An 11,764-nucleotide genomic window follows, 5' to 3' on the forward strand; every position below is an offset into this window, starting at 1 on the left:
GCGCTCGTTCCTCCGAAAGCCTCATGACCACCTTTACGCCGCACCAGGATTCCGCGCTGAAAGCCGTCGCCGACTGGCTGCAGGCCAAGCCGGGCAAGAACGGCACGCCGCCGGTGTTCCGCCTGTTCGGCTATGCCGGAACCGGCAAGACCACGCTCGCCCGGCACATCGCCGAGGGCGTCGACGGCGAGGTGAAGTTCGCCGCCTTCACCGGCAAGGCGGCGCTTGTGATGCGCAACAAGGGTTGCGACAGCGCCTCCACGATCCATTCCCTGATCTACCGCGCCCGCGAGTCCGGTGTCGAGCAGCCGAGCTTCGAACTCTGGGACGACGCGCCGGCGTCGAAAGCCAAGCTGATCGTGATCGACGAATGCTCGATGGTCGACGCCGATCTCGGCCGCGATCTGATGTCGTTCGACTGCCCGCTGCTGGTGCTCGGCGACCCCGCGCAATTGCCGCCGATCCAGGGCGGCGGCTTCTTCACCGACGCCGAGCCGGACGCGATGCTGACCGAGGTGCACCGCCAGGCGCAGGACGATCCGATCGTGCGGATGTCGATGGACATCCGCGAAGGCCGCGAGCTCGAGATCGGCCGCCATGGCGAGAGCGAAGTGGTGTCGCGCAAGGAGCTCGACCCGGACCGCGTGATGAGCGCCGACCAGGTGCTGGTCGGCCGCAACAACACCCGCCGCGCCTACAACATGCGGGTGCGGCAGCGGCTGAACATCGAGGATCCCCTCCCCGTCGCCGGCGACAAGCTGGTCTGCCTGCGCAACAACCGCAAGAAGGGCCTGTTCAACGGCGGGCTGTGGCGGGTTAAGGCGCGCGCGCAGTCGAAATCCAAGATCATCACCATGCGCGTGATGCCGGACGAGGACTTTGGCTACAAGGTCACCAAGGTCTCGGTGCGCGGCGAATGCTTCGACGGCGGCGTCGAGGGCGTGCCGTGGGAGCAGCGCAAGCCCTATGACGAGTTCGACTACGGCTATGTGCTGACCGTACACAAGTCGCAGGGCTCGCAGTGGGACGACGTCGTGCTGTTCGACGAGAGTTTTGCGTTTCAGGATTCTCGCGCGAGGTGGCTGTACACCGGCATTACGCGGGCGGCGAAGCGGCTCAGCGTGGTGGTGTGATCGTCCCGCATGCGCCGACGTCATCCTGACAGCTGATGAGTGTGTGACACCAGTATTCAGCGTCGTCCTGGCGAAAGCCAGGACCCATTACCCCGGCCGCTTGTTGCTGCGGGAAGCTGGGGCCACGATCCCGCCTACAGCTACATTTGGTGGCCTGGCTTTCGCCAGGACGACGTGCGTGGAGGGGCCGCCGGCAAAAATCCATCACCGTCATCCCTGAACCTCGCTGATTTTCCTCACGAAACCGTGTGTCCGGCGCCGTAACAAAACGTCGCCTCGCCCGTATTTTGAAGCGTCGGAGCAGCCCGGCCCGATTTGCCAATGCCGGTGCCCGCTCTAGACTGGCCCCCAATTGCGATCCCACGAGGAACCCATGCCCAAGAGCTCCCTCAGCCGCCTCTCGCTGTGCGCCGCCGCGATCGGCGCGCTGGCCGTTGCCGCTTTTGCCGTTGCGCCCTCGCTTGCCGCCGAGGACGCAGTCATCATACCGCCGCCGGCGGCGGACGCACATGAGAGCGGCATCAAGACTGCCGTACTGTCGGGCGGCTGCTTCTGGGGCGTCCAGGGCGTGTTCCAGCACACCGCCGGCGTCACCAGCGCGGTGTCCGGCTACTCCGGCGGCAGCAAGGCGAACGCCGACTACGAGAAGGTGTCGACCGGCACCACCGGCCACGCCGAGTCCGTCGAAATCAAGTACGACCCGCAGAAGATCTCCTACGGCAAGATCCTGCAGATTTTCTTCTCCGTCGTGCACGACCCGACCCAGCTGAACCGCCAGGGCCCGGATTCCGGCACGCAATATCGCTCGGCGATCTTCACGACCAGCGAGGAGCAGAAGAAGGTGGCGGACGCCTATATCGCCCAGCTCAACGCCGCCAAGGTCTACAAGAAGCCGATCGTCACCAAGGTCGGAACGCTGGAGGCGTTCTATCCGGCGGAGGGCTACCACCAGGACTATCTGACGCTGCACCCGAACCAACCCTATATTGCGTATAACGACATCCCGAAGGTCGAGAACCTGAAGAAGATCTTCGCGGAGAACTACATCGAGAAGCCGACGCTGGTGAGCAGCACCAAGGTCACCAACTGAGCAACTCGCAAAGGAGGTTGAATGTCCGATACCAAGACCGACGGCAAGGTCCGCAAGAGCGAAGCCGAGTGGCGCAAGGAATTGACGCCGATGCAGTACGCCGTGCTGCGGGAGAAGGCGACCGAGCGGCCGTTCACCGGCGAATACGAGCATGACCCGCGCAACGGCACTTATGTCTGCGCCGGCTGCGGGCAGACACTGTTCGAGTCCGATCAGAAGTTCGATTCCGGCTGCGGCTGGCCAAGCTTCTCCAAGCCCGCGGCCGAGAGCCATGTCGACGAGGAGCGCGACATGAGCCACGGCATGATTCGCACCGAGGTGCTGTGCTCGAAATGCGATGGCCATCTCGGCCACGTCTTCAACGACGGCCCTGGCCCGACCGGCCTGCGCTATTGCATCAACTCGGCGGCGCTGAAGCTGAACGAGAAGAAGTAACTGCCTCTAGGCCTAACGGGCCGGAATAATCGACCGTCCGTCGAACGTTTGATCCGCCCCGCGCGACCAAGAACCGGTCGCGCGGGGCTTTGCATTGGCTGGCCGTCCGCACGCTTCAACAAAAGGAAGTTTTGATGTCACGGATTCCAGTCAAGCTTTTGTTCGGTCTCGGTCTTGCCAGCGTCATCATGGGGAGCACGGTGAGCATGCCGGCATTTGCCGCCGACAAGATCTCGTTGTTCAAGGTCATCACCTCCAGGGACGAGATCGTCATCGGCCTGACGGATGCCGATCTCGCCGCGGTCGAAGGCCAGAATGCCGGCGGCATCGCCAAGATGCTGGTCGCCAAGGGCTCGATGAGCGCCTGGCAATACGCCGTGCACAAATCCGCCTCCGGCGATCTCGAACAGGCGCCGCTGCACAAGGTAGGACTGATCGCCCATGACTCGCTGCGGGTCGAGCCCTATCCGACCCCGCTGAAAGTGCTCCCGATCGACGAAGGCAAGAAGTGACGGCGAAGCCGTCATTCCGGAGCGGTCCCAACCGAACGGAGATTCCCCAATTCGCAATTGCGAATTGGGGTTCGATGCTGCGTATCGCCGCGGAATGACACCGAAGTTAACGACTCTCGGGCCGGAATGTGCTTTGCTTGGAATCCGCGGGGCCGTCGGCGTCTCGCCGTGCGGCTGCCGCCTGTTCTGAGGAGGGCGCCATGTCGCTCGGATTGATCCTCATCATCCTCCTGCTGGTAATCCTGCTGGGCGGCTATAGCGGCCGGATCCGCGGCTATGGCTATGGTCTCGGCCACTCCGGAATGGGGCTTTTCGGGGTGATTTTGATCGTGGTCGCGATCCTGGCCTGGTTGGATAAGATTTAAGCGCCATAAGCCATTGAAATAAATTGACTTATTTGATCCGACCTGGTGCCATGCGCGGATTCAGCATGTGCCCTGCCGGGGGCGCTTCTGGGGTCGCATTTTTGTCAAAGAGGCCTATATTAGGGATCGAAATGACATGTACGGCGCGCCGCCGATTGTAGGCCGCCGTCCCCCAAAATCCCTTTCGCCACGCCAACTGACAAGAACACAAGAGGTCGTCGACCATGCGTCCCCTGCGTCCGTTCAACTACAATACGTCTGCCGAACTGTTTCCTGCCGCGATCCGCAAGAAGAAGCGGGCGGGCTTCGCGTACCGCCGTTTCGGCACCGCTGCCGAAGCCGTGCAGTTCGCGATGGAGCAGCTGCCGGCGGATTCGCTGAACGGCGCCTATCTGCAGGTCGAGGAAGCCCGTTTCGACCAGAACGGCATCCGTTCGCTCTATGAGAGCGAGGCGTTCCCGCTGCCGCGCCGTCCGCGCCCCGCCGCCAGCCAGACCGACGCCGACGCCGCATAATTTCTCTGCTCGTCGCCTAACGAAAAGCCCTCGGACCGATCCGGGGGCTTTTGTTTTTGGGAGACTCCTCCTTGCGCACAATCCGACCGGAAAACCGCTGCACAGTTTTCCGGATTATGCGCTAGAGGCGCGGCTGCTTGTCGAGCCAGCGGCGCAGCATCCGCACATTGCGGATATTGGCGCGGAACATGACGTCGAAGGCGTCGCCCGCCACCGGCACCATGCCGACCACGCCGTCGACCGCGACATTGGCGAGCATCCGCGCGGTGATGTGCCAGGGCGCGCCGAGCAGGCGGGCCTCACGCACCAGCCACAGCGAGATCGCGGTCGTGATGAGATCGCCGATCACGGGGATCAGGCCGATCAGCCCGTCGATGCCGTAGCGGACATTGGTACCCGGCACGACGAAGGCGACGTCGAGCAGCTTTGCGATCATCTCCAGCCGTTGCAGCCGCTGCTCGCGGGTCAGATTGCCGAACGGACTGGCACTGGCGTTGCGGAAGTCGAAGTGGAAGCCCTCGAAGCCCGGATGCTGCAGGCCGTCCGGGAGTTCACGCCCGTCCTGATCGATGACCTTGCCGCGCGCCTGCGCTCCACCGAAAGGCGGCCGCGATCGCGTGGCATGGGGCGTGAAGATGTCGTCCTCGGGCATGGCCATCACATGGTAACGCAGGCAGGCGGTTCAAGTTGCGTCACATTACCACTGTGTCACGTTGAAGGTTCGTTACCTTCGCGGCCGCCTAGAAGACGCCCTTGTTCATGGTCCTGAGCCGCTGCGCCAGCGTCCTCATCACCTTGAGGGCAAAATGCGGCGTCTGGCCGACGAGGAAGAGAAACTGTTTCTCCGAGACCGGGACGAGCTCGACATCCGTGATAGCCGTTGCGGTCGCGCTCCTCGGCTCGTTGTCGATCAATGCCATCTCGCCGAAGATCGTGTCGGGCGCGAGCTCCGCCATGGTCTTGTTGCCGACCTGGATGCGCACGTAGCCGCTCTTGATCACGAAGAGCTCGTTGGCTTGCTCACCCTCGCGAAAAATGACGCCGCCGGCCCGCACCAAACGCGTTTCGATACTGTTGCCCGTCAGAAGGCTGAAGCTTGCATCTGCCACTCGAAAATCCCCTTTCTGCGGTTCTGGCTAAAATAAATGCGCGAAGAGAAAGTAGAGAACGCCCGAGATCAGCATCGCCACCGGCAAGGTCAGGACCCAGGCCATGGCGATGTTGCGGATCGTCGACCATTGCAGGCCGGACCCGTTTGCGGTCATGGTGCCGGCGATGCCGGACGACAACACATGCGTCGTCGACACCGGCAGGCCGTAGCCGTCCGCCGCGGCAATGGTCGCGGCCGCCGTGATCTCGGCGCAGGCGCCCTGCGCGTAGGTCAGGTGGGTCTTGCCGATCTTCTCCCCCACCGTCACGACGATCCGTTTCCAGCCGACCATCGTGCCGAGGCCGAGCGCGATGGCGACCGCGATCTTCACCCAGGACGGAATGAATTTGGTGGCGGCATCGAGCGAGCCCTTGTAGCGACTGAGCGTCGCGACATCGGCATCGCTCAACCCGTTGTCGCCGCTCTTCACGAGCAGGCGAAGCGCTTCCGACACCAGGTACATGTCGTTGCGCGTGTTGCGGACGGCCTCGGCGGGGAATTTGGCCAGCGAACCGTATTGAACGACCTGGTCGCTGATCTCGCGGACCAGGACGGCGAGTGACGGATAGGTCTCGTCGGTGAGTTGCCGGAGCGCGATGTAGTTCGTCACCGCCGGACGCGGATCGCTGGTCACCTTGCGATCAACTCCCCTGCCCTCGACGACCTTGCTCGCCGCTGCCGAATTGGCGGTGAACGCTTCGATCTGGCTCGCCGGCATCGCGCGATTGAGCGCATAAGCGGTCGGGACCACGCCGATCAGGATCAGCATGATGAGGCCCATGCCCTTCTGACCGTCGTTCGAGCCGTGAAAGAAGCTGACCAGGGTACAGGTCAGGATCAGGATGCCGCGAATCCACCAAGGCGGCGGCTGATCGCCTTGCGGCTCGCCGAACAGCGCCGGCGTTGCGCGCAGCAATGCGATCTTGAGCCCGTAGAGCAGGATCGCAGCAAGCACAAATCCGAACAGCGGCGACAGCAGCAGCGCCTTGCCGGTGTTAACGGCCTGCGACCAGTCCACGCCGGACGTCCCCTCGCGTCCGTGCATCAAGGCGTTCGATATGCCGACGCCCATGATCGATCCGATCAAGGTGTGCGAACTCGAGGCCGGCAGTCCGAAATACCACGTGCCCACGTTCCAGATGATGGCCGCGATCAGCAGCGCGAACACCATGGCGAAGCCGGCGCTGCTGCCGACCTGAAGGATCAGTTCGACCGGCAACAGGGAGACGATGCCGAAAGCGACGGCGCCGCTGGAGAGCAGCACGCCGATCAGGTTGAACAGGCCCGACCAGACAACGGCAATATGCGCCGGCATCGAGCGCGTGTAGATCACGGTTGCGACGGCGTTTGCAGTGTCGTGAAAGCCGTTGACGAATTCGAAGCCGAGCGAGATCAGCAGCGCGACGAACAGCAGCAGGAACGCCGCATAGGAGGTCTTGCCGGCGCCGGTGGCGCCAACATCCGCGTAGATGCTGTAGGCCACGAACAGCAGCGCGACGCCGATCACGCCGAGATAGATGATACCGGTGAGTGGATGAAAGCCCTTCTCGAGATCGGGACCCCGGCGCCGCGCGGGCTCGATCGAACCAGGTAACGCCAAATCGCTCATGCAAATGCCCTCATAGCCGCGGGAGGACAAAAGCGGCCATGTGACATTGGGACTACGTCTACATGACACCCATGTGACAGTTGTATGAAGAGCATCTTGCCCGCCTTGCGGCTAGGACCTAATGCATTGATGAGTCTAATATAATGACGCGCTCGTTGCTTGCGCTTGCCCTGACCCTGGCTTCCAGCCCGACTGCAACACGCTCATTTCGGCCGAGGACGCGCATCACCATGCGTAGCGCACCACACCCTTGCCGGCGTAGCTCGCGGTGATGTCGGAGAACTCGCCTTCGAACGTCGCGGCCGCCGACCAGCCGTTGCGCCACTTCATCTCGAGCGATGCGGTGGTCAACGCGGAATCGCTGGCCAGCGCCGCGCCGTTGACGACAAAGCTGGCGCCCGGCAGCGCCTGGAAGGTGGCGGCCGCCAAGCGGGTGGGATTGTAGTCGTGCGCCCAGGCGAAGCGCGTGCGCAGCGTCAGGATGCCGTCCTGCACCAGGAAGGACTTGTCCGTACGGAGGCCGAGCTCGCTGCGCGGATCCGTCACGCTCTTGGCGGCGTACTGAAGTGCAAAGCTCGGCAAGCCCGAGATCACCTGCTCGGCGTAGGCCGGCAGATCAAAGGTTGTGAATTCGCCCGCAGCATAAGGCGTGATACCGAAGCCGCCGATCCACGGCGCGACGAAACGATAGCCGCCCTCGAGCCTGCCGGAATAGGCGTTGGCATTGAACTCGGCGCGAAGCTGGTCGATGCCGGCGGCTGTCACCGTACGGTTGGTGGTGATGTCCTGCCAGCCGTAGGCTAATCCTGCGGTGATGTAGGCCGGGCCATCGGAGTGGCGGATGTAAGCACCCGCCTGGAACAGGTCGGAGCGGCCAGTGCCGAGATTGTTGACACTGAAGCTGGTGCCGCCGCCGGCGAGCGCAAAGCCCAGGAGTGTGTTCGGTGAGACCATATAGTCGGCGCCTATGGCCGTGCCGGCGATGCGGCTCATCGTGTCGTTTGAGCCCAGGGCGGCATTGCCATTGGTCGATTGCGAGCCGCCGAAACCCGCCACCCACACATTCCAGCGCGGCACGAACGCCGCCGGCGGCGCCTTGGTGAACATCGCAAACGCATCGGTACCGGGCCGGCGTGCCGCATAAGCGCTGGCCTGGTCGTCCTCGTCAGCGTAACCCGTCGCCGCCGACGCGCCGCCAAAGCCATTGCCCCTGCCCATGAATGGATCGGTCAGCACGCCCATGAACTGGTGCATCGCATCGAACGTGGCCTGCTGCGAGCCCGTGGCGCTCTCGCCGGAAGCCTGCGTCAGGCCACCGGCAGAGAGCGAGCTGTAGAGCAGCGGAATGCCGCCGCTGCCGTTGAAGAAACTGGCCAGCGCGTTGCCGACCGCCTGCTGGTTGCCGTTGAGTCCCGGACTCGTGAAGTTCAGGTACAGGTTGAGATAGGCGTCGTTGGCATCATAGCTCAATGACGTGTGGAAATTCGCCGGCAGGTTGGTGCTGACGAGCGAGCCGAATGTGTCGGACACGCCGCCTGCCGCAGTCAGGATGGTGTATCGCTTGCTGACGTAGCTGCCGGGGGCATAGAACGCGTTCACGCTTGTGCCGGCGATCGTAGCCGTGCCGCTGATGGTGGCGAAGGATGCGGCCGATGGATCGATCTGCACCTGGTAGATCGCCCCCGGCTGCAGGACAAGATTGCCCGATACCGTCATCGAGGTGCCCGGCGCGCCGCTGCCCGGCGCGAAGATGGCGCCGGCACCGACTTGCGTCGTACCGACCGTGCCCGTGCCCATGAGCATGCCACCCACCACGTTGAGACGGGATGCTGCCGACAGGTCGCCGCCGACGTTGAGCGTGCCTGCCTGCAATACCCACGGATTGGTCTGACCATAGGTGCCGGTTACGGTCCAGGTCGCACCAATCACCTCGAAGGTCGAAAAGCCTCGATATTGCTGGGTGACGCCGATCGCGCTCAAGTCGAAAACGCCGTTGCCGCTACTGCCGCCGAGTTGGAGAAAATCGTCTCCAGAAGCCAACACCTGGCCCTGGATGGATGAGCCCGGTGCCAGTGTCAGCGTATTGGCTCCGCCACCGAATTGAATCGCGGTCGTTCCGACAATGGAGCCGGCGTTATAGATCGACACTCCGCTGCCGGTCGCTAGAATTCCATAGGCCAAGCCACCGATGCCACCACTCATCGTGTTGGTCACCGCCGATCCACTACCGACTTCTAGGCCCGCATAATTATTGCTGCTGATTGTGCCGGAGTTGCTGACGACGAGACCGGGTCCGCCGTAAAGCCCGACAACGTCACCAGTGATGCGTCCGCCGAAGTTGTTCGTTACGAAGCCGCCGGCAACCGTAACCCCTGAGAAGAATGATCCTGAGATCACGCCGGAATTGTTGATGTTGGCAATGCCGTTGACGCGGATCGCGGAGCCGCCAGTTACGGTGTAGATCAGCCCGCTGGCCTCGTTGTTCACCGTCAGATTGCCGCTGGCCGTGATGGCGGTGCCTTGCCCCCAAATCGTGCTCGTGGATCCTATTAGTGTGAGATTGGACCCATTGGTCACCGTTCCGTCGTGGATGGAGATGCCGGCTGAAGTGCCCGACAGCGTACTCCCGGCTTCGACGTTGATGTTGATGCCGGTCTCGCTACCGGTTCCGTAGCCGATACTTTGCGCGCTGGTGCCAGGCGCGCCGCCGCCCTGATTGGTTGTCGTGCCCGTGCAGTTCGCTGTCACATCGTTACCGGCTGCAGGCGTGCAGGCGGCATTGGCCGGCCGGTCCATCCACCACGAAAATGCTGTCAGGAGGCCTGCGGCAAGCGTCAAACGACGCAAGGAGCCGCTGTGATAGCGAATTCCAAACCTGTACATTCCCAGCCTTCCCGTCGGCCAATCAGATCAGAAGGGGCCAACGCTCAGGGCACAACTTAGAGGAGATCACGGCGGCGAACGCAACGTTGACCGGGTCGTCGCGACCATCGAACTCGCCAAAGTTTCGTCGTTGTGGCCGCGCCGCAACAATCTGCCGAGGTTGATCGCACTGGGGGATAGATGTCCGGCGCACCGAGCGCATGGACTGGCGTTCATCCGGGTCCGCGGTCTCCGGGATCGTGGTGCGGCAATGTCATGGTCGGGTCATAGGCCATCGGTCAGCCGAAGCCTGCGACGTCCGCATTTCCCTGCCGTTATCCCTTATGGGTACGGGCGCATTCCCTAGTGTTGCGATACCGGCTGCGCCGGCGCGTGCAGCTCTTCGGCGTATTTGTGCGCCAGCCACGACGTGATCACGCCCGGGATGAAGCCGACCAGCCCATAGAGGATGAACTGCACCGGACCGCTTTCGGAGCCGTGCGAGGCGTAAGTCAGCGCCGCGCCGACGAAGGCCACGAGACCTACGATCAGCATCCGCACCGTTGGCGCGATCCGTCGCATATGCATCAGGATGTCGTCGATCGCGCCGAACATCAGCGACGGGACGATGCCGAACAGATAATTGTATTGCAGCGACTTCACGAACACGACGAGCAGCTTTAGCACCTCGCCGCCATTGGTCTCGGTCCAGTAGCCGGACTGATAGGTGGTCATCAGCAGCAGCAGGAAGCCGCCGATGAACGGTCCGATGGCCGCGAAGATCAGATAGCGTTTCATGGCGTGCCCTTGCCCGACGTCAGGCGAGTGTAACGAAGTCACGCGACGGTTCTAGGGAAAATCGGAAGCGCCCGGAATGTTCCGGGGACCGCGCATCGGCCGCACTGCAGCAGCGGGACCTCGCTGCGATACGGAAGCGACCGGACAGGGCCGGGCGACGACATCGCGAGCACCGGGGTGAGTGCCGAGGCCGCTACTCACCCCACGCCGCGAAGGCGTCGTTGAACGCCCGCTCGCCGGGGGCGCCCTTCTCGATCGCGATGATGGCGCGGCGCTGGTTAGTGTAGACCAGCGGCACGTCGAACCAGGAGCGCTCCTTGAGGAGCTGCAGATTGCGCGAACGGTCGGCGTCGACGTTGGAGAGGCCGACCAGGAAGAAGCCGTCGGTGACCTTGACCGCGAGGCCTGCCAGCGGCGTGCCGCGCGCCTGCTCGTTGGACTTCATCAGGATGCCCGGCACGTTGCCGACGCCGCCATTGGCGAAGTCCTGCGGCAGGATGAAGGTCAATTCCGCGGTGTGGCTCGCCGGCAGCGATGAATCGGTGTTGCGGCGGAACGACATCGTCATCTTGAACTTGCGATCGGGGATGTCGATGTCGGCGCGCACGGCGATGTCGGGCTTCTGGTTGCCGGATCCCTTGACCTGCTCGGTGCGCCAAACCACCGAACCGACATATTGCTTGCCCTTCGGATCCGACGGGTCCTCGTCATAGAGCACCACGCGCTGCGCCACCGGAGCGACCGGCTCGCCCGACGACGGCTGGCCGACCCGGTCGGTGATCTTCTTGCTCGACGGCGTCGCCGCGGCATCCTTCGGCGCCTCGACCGGGGCGGAGGGCTGGAACAGACGGCTGATTGAGGAAAAGTCCGGCTTGCCCCAGATGAGAAGGCCGGCGCCCACCAGGATCAGCAGGATGCCCGCGATCGCGGTCTTGAGCGGGAACACCGACCCGACGCGCGGCCGCTTCGGCTCACGATCGGCATTGCTGACCCGCGACCGTGGCGGCGGCGCCTGGGGCGGCTGCTGCGGAGTGTAGCGCTCCGCCTCCTCGATCGACTCTTCGTAGGAGTACGGCGCCTCGGGATCGCCGCCGCGGTTCTCCAGGCTCGGCTCGAGCCGGTCGAATTCCGGCGAGGGCGACGGCACGTTGGCGTAGGTCTTGCGCGCGTTGCGGCTGGCCTGCGCCGCGGCGCGGCCGAGATCGTCGGCGTCTGCAGTGATGTCGCGGAAACCGCGTACGCCCGGCGTCGCCGGCGGCACCGGCGACGGCGCACCTTCGCCAGCGCGGCGCGGC

The 11,764-nt window shown here is 63.6% G+C and carries 12 protein-coding genes; 6 read left to right on the forward strand and 6 right to left on the reverse strand.

The genetic code is table 11. The features are described from left to right. The first annotated feature begins 23 nt into the window (after positions 1 to 23). From ALC15_RS38770 to ALC15_RS38790, 6 genes are all read left to right on the forward strand, one after another. Positions 24 to 1,133, forward strand: coding sequence for an ATP-dependent DNA helicase (locus ALC15_RS38770; RefSeq protein ID WP_050631825.1), 1,110 nt, complete (start codon positions 24 to 26; stop codon positions 1,131 to 1,133). Between the two features lie 373 nt (positions 1,134 to 1,506). Next, positions 1,507 to 2,223 (forward strand): peptide-methionine (S)-S-oxide reductase MsrA, encoded by a 717-nt coding sequence (msrA, locus tag ALC15_RS38775; protein WP_050631826.1) that lies wholly within the window; start codon positions 1,507 to 1,509, stop codon positions 2,221 to 2,223. Positions 2,224 to 2,244: 21 nt separating this feature from the next. Next, positions 2,245 to 2,658, forward strand: a complete 414-nt coding sequence (msrB, locus tag ALC15_RS38780; RefSeq protein WP_050631827.1) for a peptide-methionine (R)-S-oxide reductase MsrB — start codon at positions 2,245 to 2,247, stop codon at positions 2,656 to 2,658. Between the two features lie 134 nt (positions 2,659 to 2,792). Continuing rightward, positions 2,793 to 3,170, forward strand: coding sequence for a hypothetical protein (locus ALC15_RS38785; protein ID WP_063781938.1), 378 nt, complete (start codon positions 2,793 to 2,795; stop codon positions 3,168 to 3,170). Between the two features lie 200 nt (positions 3,171 to 3,370). Continuing rightward, entirely contained in the window at positions 3,371 to 3,535 is a 165-nt protein-coding gene (locus tag ALC15_RS42680) for a DUF3309 family protein (protein ID WP_074131060.1), read from the forward strand. Between the two features lie 224 nt (positions 3,536 to 3,759). After that, positions 3,760 to 4,050 carry a hypothetical protein gene (locus tag ALC15_RS38790; protein WP_016844322.1) on the forward strand — a complete coding sequence of 97 codons (291 nt, stop codon included), beginning with the start codon at positions 3,760 to 3,762 and terminating at the stop codon, positions 4,048 to 4,050. Positions 4,051 to 4,171: 121 nt separating this feature from the next. Here the strand turns inward: ALC15_RS38790 and ALC15_RS38795 are convergent, their stop codons facing one another. The 6 genes from ALC15_RS38795 to ALC15_RS38820 all read right to left on the reverse strand — a co-directional run. After that, complete coding sequence (locus ALC15_RS38795; RefSeq protein ID WP_050631828.1) at positions 4,172 to 4,708, reverse strand: DUF4112 domain-containing protein; 537 nt, start codon at positions 4,706 to 4,708, stop codon at positions 4,172 to 4,174. A gap of 82 nt (positions 4,709 to 4,790) precedes the next feature. Next, a complete protein-coding gene (locus tag ALC15_RS38800) occupies positions 4,791 to 5,159 on the reverse strand; it encodes a cyclic nucleotide-binding domain-containing protein (protein WP_050631829.1) in 369 nt (122 codons plus the stop codon). 27 nt (positions 5,160 to 5,186) lie between these two features. Beyond that, positions 5,187 to 6,809, reverse strand: coding sequence for an inorganic phosphate transporter (locus ALC15_RS38805; protein WP_050631830.1), 1,623 nt, complete (start codon positions 6,807 to 6,809; stop codon positions 5,187 to 5,189). A 225-nt stretch (positions 6,810 to 7,034) separates the two neighbouring features. Next, positions 7,035 to 9,692: an autotransporter outer membrane beta-barrel domain-containing protein gene (locus ALC15_RS38810; RefSeq protein ID WP_094194393.1), complete on the reverse strand. Its 2,658-nt coding sequence runs from the start codon at positions 9,690 to 9,692 to the stop codon at positions 7,035 to 7,037. A 342-nt stretch (positions 9,693 to 10,034) separates the two neighbouring features. Beyond that, positions 10,035 to 10,469: a DUF5413 family protein gene (locus tag ALC15_RS38815; RefSeq protein WP_050631831.1), complete on the reverse strand. Its 435-nt coding sequence runs from the start codon at positions 10,467 to 10,469 to the stop codon at positions 10,035 to 10,037. Positions 10,470 to 10,662: 193 nt separating this feature from the next. Continuing rightward, positions 10,663 to 11,764, reverse strand: a 1,102-nt coding sequence (locus ALC15_RS38820) for a hypothetical protein (RefSeq protein WP_050631836.1), incomplete at its 5' end; no start/stop codon positions are given.

Origin of the sequence: Bradyrhizobium viridifuturi (genome assembly GCF_001238275.1) — a bacterium.
GTDB classification, from domain to species: Bacteria; Pseudomonadota; Alphaproteobacteria; order Rhizobiales; family Xanthobacteraceae; genus Bradyrhizobium; species Bradyrhizobium viridifuturi.